At 61.8% G+C, this 17594-nt stretch carries 17 protein-coding genes and 1 pseudogene; 8 read left to right on the forward strand and 10 right to left on the reverse strand.

The annotated features are described in order from the left end of the window. Nucleotides 1–98: 98 nt before the first annotated feature. Nucleotides 99–227: pseudogene (locus P0652_RS15715) on the forward strand (ketopantoate reductase C-terminal domain-containing protein); the annotation flags it as partial. Between the two features lie 95 nt (nucleotides 228–322). Here the strand turns inward: P0652_RS15715 and P0652_RS15720 are convergent. The 7 genes from P0652_RS15720 to P0652_RS15750 all read right to left on the reverse strand — a co-directional run bounded on the left by P0652_RS15720 (nucleotide 323) and on the right by P0652_RS15750 (nucleotide 7153). Then, complete coding sequence (locus P0652_RS15720) at nucleotides 323–1000, reverse strand: glutathione S-transferase family protein (protein WP_284179808.1); 678 nt, start codon at nucleotides 998–1000, stop codon at nucleotides 323–325. 239 nt (nucleotides 1001–1239) lie between these two features. Then, nucleotides 1240–2058 carry a phosphonate ABC transporter, permease protein PhnE gene (gene phnE, locus P0652_RS15725; protein ID WP_284179809.1) on the reverse strand — a complete coding sequence of 273 codons (819 nt, stop codon included), beginning with the start codon at nucleotides 2056–2058 and terminating at the stop codon, nucleotides 1240–1242. Then, nucleotides 2058–2864 (reverse strand): phosphonate ABC transporter, permease protein PhnE, encoded by an 807-nt coding sequence (gene phnE / locus P0652_RS15730; RefSeq protein WP_284179810.1) that lies wholly within the window; start codon nucleotides 2862–2864, stop codon nucleotides 2058–2060. Before phnE (P0652_RS15730) ends, phnE (P0652_RS15725) begins: the two co-directional genes overlap by 1 nt. Then, nucleotides 2864–3709 (reverse strand): phosphonate ABC transporter ATP-binding protein, encoded by an 846-nt coding sequence (gene phnC, locus P0652_RS15735; protein ID WP_284179912.1) that lies wholly within the window; start codon nucleotides 3707–3709, stop codon nucleotides 2864–2866. The genes phnE (P0652_RS15730) and phnC overlap by 1 nt, the downstream gene beginning before the upstream one ends. A gap of 68 nt (nucleotides 3710–3777) precedes the next feature. After that, a complete protein-coding gene (gene phnD, locus P0652_RS15740; protein ID WP_284179811.1) occupies nucleotides 3778–4722 on the reverse strand; it encodes a phosphate/phosphite/phosphonate ABC transporter substrate-binding protein in 945 nt (314 codons plus the stop codon). A 144-nt stretch (nucleotides 4723–4866) separates the two neighbouring features. Then, nucleotides 4867–6108 carry an organoarsenical effux MFS transporter ArsJ gene (arsJ, locus tag P0652_RS15745; protein ID WP_284179812.1) on the reverse strand — a complete coding sequence of 414 codons (1242 nt, stop codon included), beginning with the start codon at nucleotides 6106–6108 and terminating at the stop codon, nucleotides 4867–4869. A 1-nt stretch (nucleotide 6109) separates the two neighbouring features. Beyond that, entirely contained in the window at nucleotides 6110–7153 is a 1044-nt protein-coding gene (locus P0652_RS15750) for an ArsJ-associated glyceraldehyde-3-phosphate dehydrogenase (RefSeq protein ID WP_284179813.1), read from the reverse strand. A 224-nt stretch (nucleotides 7154–7377) separates the two neighbouring features. On the opposite strand from P0652_RS15750, the gene P0652_RS15755 reads away from it, so the two are divergent. Both P0652_RS15755 and P0652_RS15760 read left to right on the forward strand, forming a co-directional pair. Further along, entirely contained in the window at nucleotides 7378–8280 is a 903-nt protein-coding gene (locus P0652_RS15755; RefSeq protein WP_284179814.1) for a metalloregulator ArsR/SmtB family transcription factor, read from the forward strand. Nucleotides 8281–8370: 90 nt separating this feature from the next. Next, a complete protein-coding gene (locus P0652_RS15760; protein ID WP_284179815.1) occupies nucleotides 8371–9840 on the forward strand; it encodes an HD-GYP domain-containing protein in 1470 nt (489 codons plus the stop codon). A gap of 281 nt (nucleotides 9841–10121) precedes the next feature. Here the strand turns inward: P0652_RS15760 and P0652_RS15765 are convergent, their stop codons facing one another. Beyond that, on the reverse strand, nucleotides 10122–10802 hold the full coding sequence (locus tag P0652_RS15765) for a DUF3047 domain-containing protein (RefSeq protein ID WP_284179816.1): 681 nt from the start codon (nucleotides 10800–10802) through the stop codon (nucleotides 10122–10124). Nucleotides 10803–11315: 513 nt separating this feature from the next. Between P0652_RS15765 and P0652_RS15770 the strand changes: the two genes are divergently transcribed. Then, nucleotides 11316–11681, forward strand: a complete 366-nt coding sequence (locus P0652_RS15770) for a YciI family protein (RefSeq protein ID WP_284179817.1) — start codon at nucleotides 11316–11318, stop codon at nucleotides 11679–11681. 3 nt (nucleotides 11682–11684) lie between these two features. After that, the gene (locus P0652_RS15775; protein WP_284179818.1) at nucleotides 11685–12929 is read left to right on the forward strand and encodes an RNA polymerase sigma factor; all 1245 of its coding nucleotides are present in this window, start codon (nucleotides 11685–11687) and stop codon (nucleotides 12927–12929) included. Nucleotides 12930–13020: 91 nt separating this feature from the next. Here the strand turns inward: P0652_RS15775 and P0652_RS15780 are convergent, their stop codons facing one another. Together P0652_RS15780 and P0652_RS15785 are read right to left on the reverse strand one after the other, a co-directional pair. Further along, complete coding sequence (locus P0652_RS15780; RefSeq protein WP_284179819.1) at nucleotides 13021–13254, reverse strand: hypothetical protein; 234 nt, start codon at nucleotides 13252–13254, stop codon at nucleotides 13021–13023. Nucleotides 13255–13684: 430 nt separating this feature from the next. Beyond that, entirely contained in the window at nucleotides 13685–14131 is a 447-nt protein-coding gene (locus P0652_RS15785; RefSeq protein WP_284179820.1) for a DUF4267 domain-containing protein, read from the reverse strand. A gap of 94 nt (nucleotides 14132–14225) precedes the next feature. Here P0652_RS15785 and P0652_RS15790 point away from each other — a divergent pair, with 94 nt between their 5' ends. From P0652_RS15790 to P0652_RS15800, 3 genes are all read left to right on the forward strand, one after another. Then, the gene (locus P0652_RS15790) at nucleotides 14226–14810 is read left to right on the forward strand and encodes a TetR/AcrR family transcriptional regulator (RefSeq protein WP_284179821.1); all 585 of its coding nucleotides are present in this window, start codon (nucleotides 14226–14228) and stop codon (nucleotides 14808–14810) included. Nucleotides 14811–15501: 691 nt separating this feature from the next. Continuing rightward, nucleotides 15502–16233, forward strand: a complete 732-nt coding sequence (locus P0652_RS15795) for a response regulator (RefSeq protein ID WP_284179822.1) — start codon at nucleotides 15502–15504, stop codon at nucleotides 16231–16233. Further along, nucleotides 16230–17564, forward strand: a complete 1335-nt coding sequence (locus tag P0652_RS15800; protein ID WP_284179823.1) for an ATP-binding protein — start codon at nucleotides 16230–16232, stop codon at nucleotides 17562–17564. Before P0652_RS15795 ends, P0652_RS15800 begins: the two co-directional genes overlap by 4 nt. Nucleotides 17565–17594 lie beyond the last annotated feature (30 nt).

Genomic DNA, 17594 nt, shown 5'->3' on the forward strand with positions numbered 1-17594 from the left:
ACCAGCCACAAGCTGATCGACGCGAGGAGACTTTCCCTCGACGGCTGGTTGCGGGACCCCGAGAACAATGGCGAACGGGTCGATGTCCGGGCTGAAGATTGCGGTCTTTCGTCCGGCATCGTGCCCAATCCGGGCTGTCGCCCGAATTCAAGGCCTCAATGCTTCAGTGCCTTGAGAAAGGCGCGCTGGCGGAGATCGATTTCATCAACGGCGCCATCGTCCGCGCCGGCCAGCACAACATGAGGCCCGACCCGCACGGTTACAGTTCGAGCCGGGAATGGCTGGAAGCCGCTCGGCCGAACCGGCGGCTTCTCTTTGGATCTCAGTTTGCAAGGTGCTTGAACATGATCTTGCGGGCTTCCTCGTCCATTTCGGCCTTGAACGCGTGCCGATCCTTCAGCCCCTTCGCTACTGTGGCTGCCGGGCGCGCATCGATTTCGTCGAAGAGCCGCTTGAGGTTGGGCAACTTGCCCCAGGCGTCATCGCCGAGGATGAACGGGATCATCCGTGCCCAGCCCCAGATATCCATATCGACGATGGTATAGGTGTCGCCGACCATATAGCGGTGCCTGGCCAGATGCTGGTCGAGCACAGAGTAATGCCGCATCGCTTCATATTGGTAGCGATCATGCGCATAGGGCACCTTCTCCGGCGCGAAATGCTTGAAATGAACGGCCTGCCCAGAGAAGGGCCCGACTCCGGTCGCAACGAACATCAGCCACGAGAGCAATGCCCCGCGATTGGCCGGGGTCTCGGGCGGCAGGAACTTCCCGGTCTTCTCGGCGAGGTAGAGCAGGATTGCATTGCTGTCGAAGACGGTGACATCGCCATCGACAATGACTGGCACCTTGCCATTCGGGTTGATCGCGAGGAATTCCGGTTTGAACTGGTCGCCACGCCGCGTGTCGACCGGCTTCGCGTCATAGGAAAGCCCGGCTTCCTCAAGGAAAAGGGCAACCTTGCTCGGATTGGGCGAGCCATTGAAGTAGAAGGTGAGCACGGGCAGTTCCTCGTGTTTTGGGGGTTGGCGATACAACGAGCGGGGCCTGATCTGACCCGGACCTCGATCCGGCTGTGCATGGCCGGCGCGTGACGTTAGACCGGCCTGCGCGCTGCATCCAGAGTGCATCAGGTAACCCAGAGCGATCAGCCCATCACTGATGCGTGATGCTCCCCCGAAGGAACAAACACGATCATGGCCTGCTGTCCGAGAAACCGGCTGCAAGCTATCGACCATCGCTAGATGATGACCTTGCGCACTTTGGCCGTGATCCATTCGCTGATGACGACCGTGACGAGAATGATCAGCAGGATCAGCGAGACCTGGGGCCAGGCCAGCGTATTGAGCGCCCCCTCAAGGGCGAGCCCGAGCCCGCCCGCACCGACAAGGCCGAGGACGGTTGATTCCCGGATATTGATGTCCCAGCGGAACACGCTGATCGTGGCAAAAGCCGGCAGGATCTGCGGCCAGATGCCATAGCCCATGACCTGCGCCTGGCTGGCGCCCGTGGCCCGGATCGCCTCGACCTGCGTCTCGTCGATTTCCTCGATGGCCTCATAGAGAAGCTTGCCGATGAAACCGATCGAGCGCAGGGCAATCGCGATGATGCCGGCGAGGACACCGGGGCCCAGCACCGCGACCAGCAGCAGCCCCCAGATCAGCGCGTTGATCGAGCGGGACGCGACGATGATGAACAATGCGACCGGGCGAATGAAGAGCACGCTCGGCGTCGTGTTGCGGGCGGCCAGAAATGCCAGCGGCGTCGCCAGCACGATTGCGATCAGCGTACCGAGGGTTGCGATGTTGATCGTGTCCCAGATCGCCTGCCAGAGCTGGTTGATATAGATCCAGCGCGGCGGCAGCATCCGCCCGAAGATATCCTGGGCCTGACGCGGCGCGTCCGTGACGAAAGCCCAGATCGTGTCGGCTGTCATGATGCGCCAGCAGAAGACGGTCAGCGCAACAAGCGCCAGCCACCCGGCCCAGCGCCAGCGCTGCTGGCCGGGGGTCAGCAGGCGCCAATGGCGAGTACCGTCGGGGTTGATCAGGATCGCCATTACGCCATCGCCTTCCTGATCCAGCCGGAGGCATATTCGCAGAGCATCACAATCCCGATGATGATGAGCAGGATCGCGGCGGCGCTATCGAATTCATAGCGATCGAGTGCCGTGTTCAGGGTGGCGCCGATGCCGCCGGCGCCCACGATTCCAATGACCGAGCTTTCACGGAAATTGATGTCGACCTTGTAGGCGGTCAGGCCGACGAAGCGGGGCATGACCTGCGAGGCGACAGCGTAATCCATCACCTGCCAGAAGCCGCCACCGGTGGCCCGGATGGCCTCGACCTGCGCAGGGTCGATCTCCTCGATGTCGTCGGCAATCAGCTTCGACAGAAAGCCGATCGTGGAGACAGACAGCGTCAGAAAACCGGCAAAAGTGCCGAAGCCGAACATCGCGACAAACAGGATCGCGACAATGATCTCCTGAAAGGCGCGCGCCAGAGCGATGATGGCCCGGCAAAGTCCGTAAAGCCAGAGAGGAGCAATATTGCGGGCGGCACCGAGGCCGATCGGCAGGGCAAGAACCAGGCCGAACACGGTGGCACAGACCGTCATGGTCAGGCTCTCGATAAGGCCCTGCTGGATATCGCCCCATCGTGACGTGAAATCAGGCTGGAGAAATCCAGAGAACAACCGTGCTGCCCGAACCAGCCCTTCCGACACGCGGGTCCAGTTCACGTCGATACTGCCGAAAGCCAGCCCGAGATAGAGCAGCACGGCAAGGATGATGGCCCAACGCAGCCAGGTCTGTTCCACCAGGCGTGGGCGCTTCCAGATTCGCGCTGGGCCAGTGGTGGCGGTCATCACGTTCCCGCCACAGGCACCGGCATTGCCGCAAGACCCGACGCCCCCGGTGATGCCAATGAACCATCGTCCAGGTCGTCGGATTGGCTGTTTGACGTCTTTGTCCAGTCTTCCTCGCCATAGATGCGTGTCAGCACTTCGGCATTCAACCCGCTGGCCGGGCCGTCATAGACGATCTCGCCGGCGCGGAGCCCGACAATCCTCGGGAGAAACATCTGGGCCAAAGCGACGTCATGGATGTTGACGATGGCCGCAAGCTTCCGCTCGGTGCAGAGCTCGAGGATCAACCGCATGACCTGGCGTGACGTCTTCGGATCAAGGCTGGCCGTGGGCTCATCGATCAGCAGCAGTTCCGGATCCTGGGCGAGCGCCCGGGCAATGCCGACGCGCTGACGCTGCCCGCCGGACAGGGCATCGGCACGCTTGTCGACATGGTCGATCAGGCCGACGCGCTCCAGCAGCGAAAACGCACGCTGGATATCGGCTTCCGGAAAACGCCGGAACCAGCTCTGCCAGAAACCGACATAGCCAAGCCGCCCGGAGAGAACATTCTCCATGACGGTCAGGCGCTCGACGAGCGCATATTCCTGAAAGATCATGCCGATCCGGCGGCGGGCCTTGCGAAGGGCCTGGCCGTCCAGCGTGGTGAGATCGATGTCCCCCAGACGGATCGAGCCGGCCGTCGGATCAACCAGCCGGTTCACACAGCGGATAAGTGTCGATTTTCCGGCCCCCGAAGGTCCGATCAACCCGACGATATCGCCGGGCGCCAGCGTCATCGAAACGCCCTTGAGGGCTCGGTCCCCGGCCTTGTAGCGCTTTTCGAGATTGGTGATCGTCAGCACGTCCGGTTCTGCCCCATCATAAAAAACCGCCCGGCAGAAGCGCCGGGCGGGCCAGTTCATGGAGTGCCTTACTTGCAGGTATAGGTGACGCCAAGCGCGGCATCGATCTTCCGGACGACATCCCAATCCTTCTTGTGGGTAATCTCGATGAACTTGGCTTCGCCAGATTTCGAGAATTCCTTCTGGAGATCGGAGCCTTCCCACGGGAAGGAGAAGAACGCTTCCTTGATCTTGGCCTGAAGCTCGGGCTTCAGGTTATAGACAACACCGTAGCCGGTGGTCGGAAACGTTTGCGACTTGTAGATCGTCTTGACCTGATCGGCCTTGATGACGTTGCGCTGGATCATCCGCTTCATGACGGAATTCGCGATGGCAGCCGCAGGATAATCCTTGTTTGCCACGCCAAGGATCGAGTTGTCATGCTTGCCCGAGAAGACCGGCTCGAAATCGACCTTCGCCGCCATCTTGAACTCGGCTTTCAGAAGCGCGGATGGCGCCTTGAAGCCCGAGTTGGACGTTTCTGACGTAAAGGCAAGTTTCTTGCCCTTGATGTCTTCGATCTTCTCGATGCCCGAGCCCGGATAGGTGATGATTTCCATCTCGTAGCCGAATGAATTGTCGGCGCGCGCCATCATGGCGAAAGGCCGGAACCCGGAACAGGCCACGGCGATCGGGTTCGAGCCGGTATTGAAGCCCGCCACATGCAGGCGCCCGGCACGCATGGCTTCAAGCTGTGCTGCATTCGACTGAACCGGGAAGAACTGGACCTTCTTCCCCGTCACCTTCTCCATATGGCGGAGGAAGCCATCCCAGACCTTGGCATAGACGGCCGGGTCTTCGACGGGGGTGTAGGCAAAAATCAGGGTTGCAGGGTCGATCTGCTCCGCCGGGTTCGTGGGGATATCCGCCAGCAGGTCACCGTCGGTGTCCTTGAAACGGGCGTCCAAGGCAAAGGCACCGCTGGTCATCACCATCGAAATGGCAAACACAGCTGCTTTGACGTTCAATTTCATGAATGGCTCCTGTGAGGCGTTTGGAAGAAGTGTTACCTAGACAAAGGTATGATGACAATCCCGTGACATGGGCACGGGTAGTTCCCCCTAGTCAGGCCCGGTGAGACCGCTGCCGACGCGTGCCCATCATGCGATACGGTTGCTCTATCGCTCCCGGGGCAGAGCCTGGGTCGCCAGCCAGCATGTCAGCAGCATCACCGTCGAGCCGATCAGGCAGGCTGTAAGGCCGCCAAACTGGTAGAGCAATCCCGACAGCAACGTTCCAAGAAAGCGCCCCAACGCATTGGCGGCATAGTAGAACCCGACATCTTCTGCCGCCTTCTCCGATCCGGCATAGGCCAGGATGAGGTAGGAGTGAACGGACGAATTTACGGCGAAAATCATGCCGAACAGGCAGAGCCCCACCACCAGCACGAGATCGGGCCGGGCAAGGTCCAGCGCAAGGATGGCGGTGAGGCCTGCGGGAACCAGCAGGAGCAGGAAGGACCACAGCCGCGCGGCAGGGACCTCGCGGGAAAGCCCGTCCGGGCTACGCCGGACGACGGCAGGCGCTGCCGCCTGAACCACGCCATAGCCGATCGTCCAGAGCGCGAGGAACGCCCCGACCATCGGGAATGTCCAGCCATTGGCATAGAGGAAAACCGGCACGCCGACGACGAACCAGACATCACGGGCGCCGAACAGGCCGATCCGGGCCAGGGCAAGCAGGTTGACGCCGCGGCTCTTGCCGAACAATTCGCGGGCGCTCTTGCTCGCCTTGGCCTTGCCCTGCAAGGCGGGAAGCGAAAGCACAACGCCCGCGAGGATGAGCCCCAGGGCACCCGACATCAGCCAGAGCGCCGGCGAAAAGCCGAACGCCTCCAGCAGCACGCCGCCAAGGAAGAAGCCGAAGCCCTTCATGGCATTCTTGGAGCCGGTGAACCATGCCACCCATTTGAAGAGCCGGCCCTCACCCTGCCCCTTGGCTTCGGCCTCGGTCAGCTTGATCGCGGATTTGGAGGCTGTCTTGGTCAGGTCCTTCGCAACCCCACAGATTCCTTGCGCCAGAACCACCCATGTCACCAGGAAGGCCGAGGTCCAGCCCGGCTGCATGGCGGAGAGCGTCAGAAATCCAAGGATCTGGGTCGTCAGCCCGATGACCAGCATCCGCTTGATGCCGTATCGGGCAGCCAGCCACCCGCCGATCATGTTCGCAAGGATCCCTGCTGCCTCATAGAGCAGGAACAGGAAGGCGAGCGTGAAGGGCGAGTATCCCAGCTTGAAGAAGGTGAACAGCACCAGCATCCGCAAGGCACCGTCGGTCAGCGTGAAGCCCCAATAGGCTGCCGTGACGATGGCATAATTGCGCAAACCGGCAGATTTCGGGGCGGTCGCTGGCGATTGCATCTCAGAGCCCCGTGGCTTCGAGATGACAGGCGAGATCGACCATCCGGCAGGCATAGCCCATCTCGTTATCGTACCAGGCATAGACCTTGAGCATGGTCCCGTTGGTGACCAGCGTCGACAGGCCATCGACAATCGCCGATCGCGTGTCGCCCTGGTAGTCGATCGACACCAGCGGCCGGCCTTCGAACCCGAGAATGCCGGCAAGCGGCCCGGCGGCGGCTGCGCGGAACAGGGCGTTCACCTCTTCCGCCGTGACCGGGCGTGCCATCTCGAACACGCAATCCGTCAGCGAGGCATTGAGAACGGGCGCCCGGACGGCATGGCCGTCAAGCTTGCCCTTGAGTTCCGGGTAAATCAGGCCGATGGCCGTGGCACTGCCCGTGGTCGTGGGCTGGAGCGACAGCATTGCCGACCGCGCGCGGCGAAGATCCTTGTGCGGCGCATCCACGACAACATTGGTGTTGGTGGGATCATGGATCGTCGTGATCTGCCCGTGCCGGATGCCGATCTCCCCATGAAGCACCTTCACCACCGGCGCCAGGCAATTCGTCGTGCAGGAGGCCGCGGTCACGATGTCATGGCGGGCCGGATCATAGAGCCCCTCGTTCACCCCCACGACGATGTTGAGGACGCCGTCCACCTTGACCGGCGCGGCGACGATGACCCGCTTGGCCCCGCGCTGGAGGTGCCCCTCAATCGACTTGCGGTCGAGGAACTTGCCGGTGCATTCCAGCACAAGGTCCACGCCCAGTTCACCCCAGGGAATCTCTGCCGAGGTCTTGTGTTCGGTGAACCGGACCGCCCGATCCTCGATGCGCAGAGAGGCCTCGCCATCTGCCGATATGCCGGCATGCCAGCGGCCTTGCATCGAATCGAACTCAAGCAGGTGGGCCGTTGCTGCAACGCCCCCCTTGACCTCGTTGACATGAACAATGTCGAGCCGGTTTGCCCTGCGCGGATCATCCGCCGGCCTGCGGGCACTTCCGAACGCTGCCCGGAGCGCCAGCCGGCCAATGCGTCCCATGCCATTGATGCCTACTCTCATCGGAAGCCCCTTCCCTGTCCATGTCCGTGTCGCCGCTTGCCCTGACGGAACCCTTGGGGTCACCCGCCCATCGCGCACAAGCGTTGCAGTCCCACTTCTAGATTACATATTTCGATTTGTCGACGATGATCGAAATGATAGAATCCAAACGGCCTGCTCAGGCTCGATCCTGTTCTGTCCAGGCAGGGTTGACCGGATCGGCAGCGAGGGAGATAGCTCGAGGCATGGCATCAGCACCGTTCGACCCCGACCTTCTTGTCGAAAAACTCCAGGCCGTCGCCCAACCATCCCGCTTCGCTGTCCTTCGACTGCTAGCGCGCCATGAGCCTTTTGGTCTCGGCGCCGGAGATATCGCCAGGCTGATCGCGGTTCCACACAACACGCTCTCGACCCATCTGGCCCAACTCGAAAGTGCAGGTCTCGTCCGGTCGCGGAAGGATGGACGCCGGATCGTCTATGCCATTGATCGCGCGGCAACCGGGAGCATGCTTGCCGAGTTGGGCAAATGCCTAGCCCCGGTCGATGTGCAGGGGCAGTCCATGACCGTTCCTGCACTCCGGGAAAGGGCAGATGGCGGACCCCGATATTCGGTCCTCGTCCTGTGCACCCACAATTCGGCCCGCTCCATCATGGCCGAGGCCCTGATCAACCATGAGGGCCGAGGGCGCATCCGGGCCTATTCTGCCGGATCCCAGCCCAGGGGCATTGTCGATCCCGAGGCGATTCGCCTTCTCGGGAGTCTTGGCTATGACACGACCGGCCTGCATTCGAAGACGTGGCAAGTCTTCGCCGAGGCCGGAGCCCCCGGCATGGATTTCGTCATCACTGTCTGTGACACGGCCGCCGGCGAGAAATGCCCGAACTGGCCCGGACACCCGCTTGTTGCCCATTGGGGTATCGCCGACCCGCTGGAAGCAGGCACAAGCGAGGCCGAGCGGCGGGAGGCCTTTCGCAATGCCTACCGACAGTTGAGTGCGCGCGTCGCCGCTTTCGTCAACCTGCCGATCGAGGAGATGAGCCCGGAGAGGCTGAGGTCAGAACTCGCCCTGATCGGACGCCTCGAAGGGGCGACAGCCACCGCGATGGCAGGGAAAACAGGCGGCCTCCTGCCAGCCACCGAAATGTGACGTCCAGACATCGCCGATCGGGCGCTCGGAACAACGCATTAATGTGACTTCAATTCGATGCCTCTATTCCTGACGTGAGGAGGACGAAGCATGGCTGAATTTTGGAGGCGACCTGGCGCTGCGCGCTCGGCGGTTCATCATGTCCTGTCCGCGATCTTCATTACAATTTACGGCTATAGCGTCTGCAATTTCATCAATGGCCTTGCGGTCTCGGCATGGGTGGCAACCCTGCTGCCTGTGCTGGTCGGGCAATGGGGGCTCCGCTGCATCGTTGCGGAGCATGTCTCGAGGCGCCCGGCCGAAATGCGGCCAAAACTCGCCTTTGCGGGAGAACTGAGCGCTTTCATCGCCGGCGGCGCGGTCATCGGCATCATCAATACGGTTTTGCACGGTTTCCCTGCGGGAAGCGGCCTTAAAGCCATGCTGGGTTTCGTGACCATCGGCGTTTTTGCCGGCGTCGATCAGGCCTTCGTCCAGACACGGATCCGTTTCGAGGAAGGTGGAATGCCATCCTTTTCGGGCAAGCCGCGTTCGCCCTTCGCGGTTCGTCTTGGATTGAGTTTCAGCCTCGTCGCGGCCCTGATCATCGGCGTCATCACCTTGCTGGTGCTGCGCGGGATTGAAGATGGCACGGTCAACGACGCCGAGGGCTTCCGTCGTCTGGCGATCGAATTCGCCTTCGTTTTCGCTATCATCACCTGCTACGTGGCCAACTCGGCACGTGGCGTCGAAAAACTGCTTGCCACGGCTGTTTCCGAACAGGTGCAGACCCTTGGTGACGCGCGGGAGGGCCGCGCACGCCGCCGGGCCCGCATCGGCACCCGGGACGAGATCGGGTTTGTCTCGGCGGAGATCAACTACCTGCTCGATGAACTCGACAGGGCGCATGACATGACAACGCGGACCAACGACGCCATCATCAAGGCCCTGATCGGCCTTGCGGGGGCGCGCGACAACGAAACCGGTGCCCATCTTCAGCGCACCCAGCGCTATGTCGGCACCCTGTGCAGCCAATTGGCGCAGCATCCGGAATTCTCAGCGGTGCTCACACCCTCCGCGATTGCCGATATCGTCAGCGCGGCACCCCTTCACGACATCGGCAAGGTTGCGGTGTCGGATGCCATCCTGCACAAGCCAGGTCGCCTCACGCCGGAAGAGTACGAGGTCATGAAGACCCATGTCAGCCACGGCCTTGCGGTGATCGACAAGGTGATTGCTGATGTCGGCGTCACGCCCTTTCTCGCCGTCGCCCGCGATGTCATTGCAGGTCATCATGAACACTGGAATGGCGCGGGCTATCCATTCGGCCTGAAAGGCGCGGAAATTCCCCTCGCCGGGCGTGTCATGGCGCTTGCCGATGTTTATGATGCGCTGCGCAGTGAGCGGATCTACAAGCCCGCAATGCCCCATGCGGAAGCCCGCAAGATCCTGGTCGATGGCGCCGGGTCCCAGTTCGATCCGCAGGTCGTGGCAGCCTTCCTCATGGCTGAGCCCCAGTTCGAGCGCATTGCGACACAATTCGCGGATTCAGGGCCGGACAGCGTAGCCAACGCGGCTTGAGCCAGCTTCTTCTCGAGGCCTGCCACGCTTGCGAGGCCGGCGGCCAGTTTTCGCAGCCGATACGGGTTCTTGTTCCAGGACCTTCACCCTTTCGGCGCTGGCCCGGTTAGTTTGCACCGTTCCGGGGCTTTTCCCAAGTGGATTCCTGCCTCGGTACGACCGCCAACGGGGTTGCTGGCCGCTTCGCGCCGCCATCCCGGACATTCACGGTCTTGAGGAGACACACCGACACTGGATATTCATCGGGTCTAGAAAACCGTGGGCGATTCAGACAGCAAACCTCACTCTATCGAGAGCGCCTCCAAGGCTGCAAGATTGATGCCCTTGGTGTCATCGGAATCGGAGGAAACGGCTATGCCCACCAGAGGCCCCGGATCCCGCCCGAACGCGCGACGAAAATCAGCAGCAAGATCAGCAGTTTCAGAGAGGAACGAGGAATTCGTGATGCCGCCGGGCTGTCGCAGGACAAGCTTGCCCGAGGCGCCCATATGCGGGCTCGCGACTACCTGTCCGCGCGTTCCGCTACCACCCCAAACGTAGACCAGTGCCGCGCCGGATGACCACCACATCGCCGAACTGAGCGAAGTCGCACCCTTGGCGCTCCGCGCGCTGGCTTCGTCCTTTGCAAATACGAAATAGAGCGCGATAGCGCGATCGTCTGTGCCTTTGGTTGCCAGATTCGTCGCGGGTACGGATTGATCGACCTTCCAGCGCCATTTTGCTTGCCTCTTGGCCCATAGGCTTTCATCCAGTTCACGCCAGATGACACTGGCGGCCCCTTCCGCGCGGATGGCAAGGCGGCCTGGCCCCTCGGCGCGAAAATCAACCGGATTCAGCCCCCGGAAATTCAAGGTCTTCCAACCCTGTCCCGCCAGAAGAGGGCCGAAATTGACGGGCTCGGCTTGAGCGGGCGAAAGGCTCTGAGCCACCCAAAGACATGAGACGATTACAATCTGGCGCATGATATCAGAAGCATGGTGCGTCAGCGCTGATTTGGCCAGCCGATGCTGGATCGCAGCTCATGCACGATGCCGTGAGGCGGCCTCGTGTCGTATCAAGTGCATCAATCCTCGGGATCGCTTCAGTTTGCGGCTCGGCCGATGGCACTGTCAGAGGAAAACTTGCGGTCCATGCTTCGACGCCCCCATCGCTATCGATTGGGTAGAGAGTCGCGCGCTTCGAGGTGAACCCCTCAGGGTGCTGTCAGACTCACCAAAAAAGTCTCGGAATGTCCCCCACCCCGGCATGGGTCAGGCCGCGCAAAGCTGGCGCCACCCGATGGGTGCGGCGGCGCGATGTTCCTTGAATGTTGGCTTGGGTGAGAGTGAAATAGCCCCCAATCTGGGTGTCCACAAAACCGGCAAAAGGCCAGTTCGCCGAAAATGTTTTAAACTCTGTCCGAATGCCAACTCTAGCCGCGTCAGTGTTGCAGAGACGGATGAGCCGCCTCGACAACAAAGGATAGGGACAACGACATGCAGTATATGCTCATGTTTTTTGAGAACGAGGCCGAAATCGCCGCCCAGCGCGACCATGTCGAACGTACCGGCCCCTATTGGGACGCCTGGAACGCCTATGTCGGTGCCCTGTACGGGTCCGGCATCGTCCTCAAGGGGGACCCGCTCATGCCGCCTGCAACGGCAACCACGGTGCGGCTGGAAGGCGGCAAACGCATGGTGCAGGATGGGCCGGTGGCAGCGACCAAGGAACAGCTCGGCGGTTATGTCGTGATCGATGTCCCCGATCTTGATGCGGCATTGTCGTGGGCGGCGCGCTGCCCTGCCGCCTCCCACGGGGCCGTGGAAGTGCGCCCCGTTTTGCATTTGCCAACCCAGCGCTAAACGGTGGACGGCAGTCTTCACGAACAGGGTCAGCGGGCGGCGGAAAATGCGGCCCGCACCTCCTATGGCCGCCTCCTCGCATATCTCGCCCGGCAATGGCGGGATGTGGCCGCAGCCGAAGATGCTCTGGCCGAGGCGTTTTCCCGGGCGCTCGACATCTGGCCTGTACAAGGCGTGCCAGCCAACCCCGATGCCTGGCTGATGGTCGCGGCGCGCAACCGCCTGCGCGATGGCGTACGCGCGTCGAAAACCCGCGAGAAGACGATGAGCAGCCTGCTGGTGCTGGCACCGACCGAGAGCGAGGAAACCCCCGCAATTGCCGACAAGCGGCTGGAATTGATGTTTGTATGCGGCCACCCGGCAATTGATCCTGCCGCCCGCACGCCGCTGATGCTGCAAACCGTGCTGGGGCTGACGGCGGAGCGGATCGCCTCGTCATTCCTTGTTTCGCCCGACGCGATGGCACGGCGGCTGAGCCGGGCCAAAGCGCGCATCAAGGACACCGGGATTGCCTTTGAGGTGCCGGAAGAAAACGAACTCGAAGAGCGCATGGGCGATGTGCTCGAGGCGATCTACGCCGCGTATGGGCAGGGCTGGGACAGCACAGGCAGCGATGACCGCACGCGCAAGGGGCTGACCGAAGAAGCGATCTGGCTGGCGCGGGTGCTGGTAGAGCTGCGGCCAGCAGACGCCGAGGCGCTGGGCCTTCTGGCGCTGATGCTGTTTTGCGAAAGCCGCAGCGCCGCGCGGCGGGTGGACGGGCGCTATGTGCCGCTGGCCGATCAGGATACAGCACTTTGGACTCTGTCGATGGCGCGCGAGGCAGAGGACAGGTTGCGCGTGGCCGGCGGGCTCAAGCAGCCAGGGCGATTCCAGCTGGAGGCGGCGATCCAGTCGGCGCTGGTGCAATCGCGCCTGACGGGTGCGGATTTGCGGCTGCCGATATGGACGCTGCATGGTTTATTGGCGCAAAAGGCTCCCACGATCGGCAATCTTGTGGGGCTGGCAGCAGCCGCAGCCGACGTGCATGGCCCAGAAGCGGGCCTTCGTGAACTGGCTCAACTGCCGGAAGTGTTGACGATGGAGTACCAGCCATTCTGGGCCCTCAAGGCGCAATTGCTGCAGCAGCTGGGCGCCGACCCGCAAGGCACAGCAACGGCCTTCTCGCGGGCCATCGGCTTGACGGAGGACGGGGCCGTGCGCGCGTATCTCATCGGCAAGTCGACGCAGCAGACCGGCAGTCTGTGAACGACAGCTTCACCCGCCAGTGCGGTCATTTGCGTCACAATGGCCATTGCCCAGAAGCGGGCGTGAGCTCTAGGGCCGCACCGGGGCAGCTCTACTCGGCGGAAAACGTTACGCTCACACCGCGCTGCCGAAAGTAAGCCTGCATCAGCTTGCGGCCAGAACGGTTGTTCTGAACCAGCCTGGCCGGATCGAACACGGCCTCCTTCACGCCCTCCCGTTTTAGCGCTGCCTTGAGGGTCGCAATATGAAGGTCGATGTCGGCATTGTTTGACTGGAGCGATGCATAGATCCTGTCGGTTGCCTCGGACACGGTTGGCTCGCTCACAGTTGCACTCCTTTGATTGTTGGACGGCGAGTTAGCACAATTTGGCGCCTTGAACGATACCGAAAGACGGCAGATACCGCGTCAACAGACCGGGAGGTGCTTTCTGGCTTGCTGCAGGTTTTGTGGACATCAAATTCAGGCATTGCAGAAAGCCAGCCGTCACCTGTCCAATTCGTTCCCGGGTCGCCGGCTTTGCGGCGCCAAAACCGCTATTGGCATGCCTGGTAAGCTCCGCCGAAACCGGACACTCAGAGCGTCCAGGCCATTCAGGCGATTCATTTCGTAGTGCTCCATGCTCCCGGAAAAGGGATCGAAATGTGTGAAAGGAGCAAGCGCAGGTTCAAAGCACCGCGGCGAACAATACGCTTGCCCTCTTGTGCGAAGACCGCGCTCCACGTGAAGCGGAGGAACCTTCGGGAGAGAATTTTCGTTACGATTTATTCGAGCGGGTCGCTGCAGGACGCTGGCGCTGGCGTTGCATACGCCAGAGCAGAAAAGCGCCCAGGCCAAGCCAGACGACAAAGCCAGCATGGCGGAAGAGGATTGGGCCCGGTCCGCTCTGGCTCGTGATCAGGGCCATGTCGAAGAAGGGCAAGGTTGCCCCGATCGTGAACATGAAAACCAGCGGAACGACAGCACGAAGTGCTGCAAGAGTGATGGCCAGCAAGCCGAGCATCATCGTCCGGCTGCCATAGACCTGCACCCACAATGCATCATACGCGCCAAGTGCTGGCAGGCCGAAGCCGCTGGATGTGGTCATGGGGATCAGCACAGCCCGCATGCCGAGGATGACAAACGCGAGGCCAGAGACGGCAGCGAAAACGAGAGCGGGCTCGCGCCAAACCGGCCTGGGCAAATAAGTTGGGGCAGTCGACATCGTTGAGCTCCATCTTTGAGGGTGTCGCCATTATAAATAACGATCGCTATCTATCAAGAGAAAAGATAACGATCGTTCTTGATGGAGGTTGACGATGCGGATGACCGATGATCAGAGGGCGGCGGCGCGGGCCGTGATCGTGAATGCGGCCGGGCGACGTTTAAGGGTCGATGGGCTGGCGGGCGTGGGGATTGATGCCCTGGCGCGCGAGGCAGGACAGACATCGGGGGCGATCTACGCTCATTTCTCATCGAAGGCCGAAGTCTTCGCTGCCGTGGTGAGCGCTGGCCTGGCGCGTTTGAAAGCAGGGATCGAGCGCTGTCGCTCCACCGGGCCCGGTTGGGCTCGTGTCTTTGCCCTCCAGTATTTGTCCAAGCAGCACCGGGATCAGGTCGCCGACGGATGCGTTCTGCCGAGCCTCAGTGCAGATGTCGCGCGAAGCGATGAAGAGTTACGATCGGCCTATGCTGCCGAGGTCGAAACGGCGATCATGGCCTTGTCCGAGGGCTGCCCCGGCCCCACGGCCGAGGAGCGGCGGCAGCAGGCAATCACCCTACTCGTGCTCGGCACAGGCGGAATCCTGCTGTCGCGGGCTGTTCCTGAGGGACCTCTTTCCGATGACATCCTGGAGGCTGCGAGCCGGGCAGTGAGCAAGCTTTCAGCGACAAATTCTGGTTGATGGCAGAGTCCAAGCGGTCAGAGAGCCTCGCTATCGACCCCTTCGCGCCGCCAAAGCAGTCATCCATCGTTGGGATAAAGATCTCCGAAAGCGGATATCCGTCCCCGGCATGAATTCCCAGGCCCATCGGGGATGGATAACTGTGCTGCTGGGAATGCGTTTACTCGCTGCATTCGATCCATATCGTAACAGGTCCCGGGCGATCAAAAATCGAGATGTCACCCTGCACCTGCCCCAAGGACACGATACCGGGCTGCGGCACGCGGCCGCCTCGACAATAGATGACAAAATGATTGCCACTCCAGAGACCGAGCATTCCGTTCCTGAACGCGATCTGCCGGACCATCGACGGCAAATCCGAGGGCAGATAATCGGCCCCAACTCGGACCATGCCCCGTCATCCGAGAAAGTCTCTTCGCAGTCTTGCCCTCTGGCGTGTTGAATGACGGGAAGTTCCGGATTGCTGCGAGGCAGATGCTCTACGGGCTTGTCTTGACGTAGCGGAAAATGCGGGCGTTGCTCATCCGGTCCGGCCAGCCGCCTTCCCCATCAGCACCAAGCCGGTTTTCCTTTGAGAATGCCCATGGCAAGCGTTGTCCGTCAGGGCCACCCTGTTTCTTGCCGTGTACCGCCACTTTCTGCCAAGACATCAGGGACAAGGATTGCCCGGCCGGGATGGAGCTTCGTTTCGATGGACCAGGACAAAGGTTTGGCGTCGATCCTCATTGTCGATGATGACCGCGACATTCGTACGTTGCTGGCCACGTTTCTCCAGAGCCATGGTTTTGCCGTGACCACGGCGCGCGACGGCGTGGAGATGCAGCGCCAGCTCGAGCAGCGGCCGCACAACCTTGCCATTCTTGACCTGATGCTGCCGGGGCAGGATGGGCTGGATCTTTGCCGGGTGCTGCGGCAGCGTTCTTCCATGCCGGTCATCATGCTGACGGCCCGGGCGGACGAGACCGACCGGATTGTCGGGCTGGAAATTGGTGCCGACGATTATGTCACCAAGCCGTTCAACCCCAGGGAATTGCTCGCCCGGATCAGGGCCGTGCTGCGCCGGACCGGCGCAGGCCCTGTTGTCGCCGGAGGCACGGCACCCACCCGGAACTACCGGTTTGACGGCTGGACCCTTTCACTCGACCGGCGCGAACTGACTGACCCGGCAGGCGTGATGGTCGATCTCTCGACGGGTGAATTCGACCTTCTGCTGGCCTTTCTCGAAGCACCCAACCGCGTGCTGACGCGAGAACAACTGCTCGAGGCAGCACGCAGCCAGCCTGATGCGGTATTCGATCGGGCGATTGATGTGCAGGTCAGCCGCCTGCGCAAGAAAATCGAACCGGATGAGACCAGCCATCCGATGATCCGGACCGTTCGCGGTGCAGGTTATCTCTTCGTGCCCAAGGTCACGCGGGCATGATCCGCTGGCTCGATACGCTCGCGGCTCGCACCGTGTTGCTGATGCTGATCGGCGTCGGGATTGTCCATGTCGCCAGTCTTTATGCCTATCAGCATGCCCTCAATCTTGAGATGAGCCTGGCCAATGAAAGCCGGCTGGCGGACAGGCTCTTGACGATCCGCCGTTCCGTGATGCGGGTTGCACCGGGCGAGCGCGAAAGCGTGGCACATGAACTATCCGGCGGGCCGGTCGAGGCGCATTGGAGCGCGACCGAGCACGCTCGGCCGGGCGGGCCGGGCGCGGATGTCTGGCAGGGCCTCCGGGTGCGGTTGCGCGAACAGGGCCCTGATCTGACGGATGGCGACATATTGATTGGTGCCAACCGCAAGTCGGAGACAGACCCGCATCTTGCGCTGATCTCGCTCAGAATTCCCGATGACAGCTGGATCAACATCACGGTATTTGCCCCGGATGCGCGACCGCAGACCAGCCATGGCACCTGGGTTTCCACCAGCCTGATGGCGCTGGGCGTGGTGATGATTTCCGTGCTGGTGATTGGCTGGATGACGACGCCGCTGCGGCGCTTCGCGGCGGCGGCCCGCCAGCTTTATCACGGCACGGACCGGGTGGAGGTGCCGGAAACCGGACCACAGGAAATCCGCGACGCCGCCGTGGCGTTCAATGAGATGCAGGCCCGTATCCGTAAGCTGGTTGAAACGCGGACGCAGACCCTTGCGGCGGTTTCGCATGACCTGAAGACGCCGTTGACCCGCATGCGGCTCCGCGCGGAAGTGCTGGCTGACCGGCAGCAAGCCGAGGGGCTCGTGGCGGATATCCATGACATGGAACGCATGCTGGACCAGACCCTGGCGCATCTGCGTGGCGACAGGCGGGATGAGGAGACCCGGCCCCTTGACCTTGTTGCCCTGCTGGCAACCCTGACGGATGATGCGACGGATCGGGGCGCAGTGGCCCGTCTCTGGCCTGCTCCATCGGCCGTGATCGAGGGCCGGCCACTGGCGCTCAAGCGCGCCTTCGGCAACCTGATCGACAACGCCATCAAATATGGCGACCTCGCGGAGATCAGGATCGATGCGCATGGGGATGCCGTCACGGTCCTTATCGCTGATACAGGCCCCGGCATACCGGAGGACCGGATGGCGGACATGTTCGAACCCTTCGCGCGGCTGGAAACCTCGCGCTCCCGCGAGACCGGGGGATTTGGACTGGGCCTGTCCATCGCCCGTGATGTGGTGGAAGGACATGGCGGGCGGATTACGCTCGCCAACCGGCCTGAGGGCGGCCTGATGGTAACTGTTGATTTACCATGCCACGCAACGTCGGGGCGTTGAAACATTCTGCAACAAACGCGCAATTCGCCT

Origin of the sequence: Rhabdaerophilum sp. SD176, assembly GCF_030143245.1 — a bacterium.
Taxonomy (GTDB): Bacteria; Pseudomonadota; Alphaproteobacteria; order Rhizobiales; family Beijerinckiaceae; genus Rhabdaerophilum.

Excerpts from the sequence above, each read along its gene's own strand:
- phnE (WP_284179809.1), bottom strand. The coding sequence starts at position 2,058 with ATGGCGATCCTGATCAACCCCGACGGTACTCGCCATTGGCGCCTGCTG.
- P0652_RS15785 (WP_284179820.1), bottom strand. The coding sequence starts at position 14,131 with ATGTCGACTGCCCCAACTTATTTGCCCAGGCCGGTTTGGCGCGAGCCC.
- P0652_RS15750 (WP_284179813.1), bottom strand. The coding sequence starts at position 7,153 with ATGAGAGTAGGCATCAATGGCATGGGACGCATTGGCCGGCTGGCGCTC.
- P0652_RS15765 (WP_284179816.1), bottom strand. The coding sequence starts at position 10,802 with ATGCGCCAGATTGTAATCGTCTCATGTCTTTGGGTGGCTCAGAGCCTT.
- P0652_RS15795 (WP_284179822.1), top strand. The coding sequence starts at position 15,502 with ATGGACCAGGACAAAGGTTTGGCGTCGATCCTCATTGTCGATGATGAC.
- P0652_RS15790 (WP_284179821.1), top strand. The coding sequence starts at position 14,226 with ATGCGGATGACCGATGATCAGAGGGCGGCGGCGCGGGCCGTGATCGTG.
- arsJ (WP_284179812.1), bottom strand. The coding sequence starts at position 6,108 with ATGCAATCGCCAGCGACCGCCCCGAAATCTGCCGGTTTGCGCAATTAT.
- P0652_RS15755 (WP_284179814.1), top strand. The coding sequence starts at position 7,378 with ATGGCATCAGCACCGTTCGACCCCGACCTTCTTGTCGAAAAACTCCAG.
- P0652_RS15800 (WP_284179823.1), top strand. The coding sequence starts at position 16,230 with ATGATCCGCTGGCTCGATACGCTCGCGGCTCGCACCGTGTTGCTGATG.
- P0652_RS15760 (WP_284179815.1), top strand. The coding sequence starts at position 8,371 with ATGGCTGAATTTTGGAGGCGACCTGGCGCTGCGCGCTCGGCGGTTCAT.
- phnD (WP_284179811.1), bottom strand. The coding sequence starts at position 4,722 with ATGAAATTGAACGTCAAAGCAGCTGTGTTTGCCATTTCGATGGTGATG.
- P0652_RS15770 (WP_284179817.1), top strand. The coding sequence starts at position 11,316 with ATGCAGTATATGCTCATGTTTTTTGAGAACGAGGCCGAAATCGCCGCC.
- phnE (WP_284179810.1), bottom strand. The coding sequence starts at position 2,864 with ATGACCGCCACCACTGGCCCAGCGCGAATCTGGAAGCGCCCACGCCTG.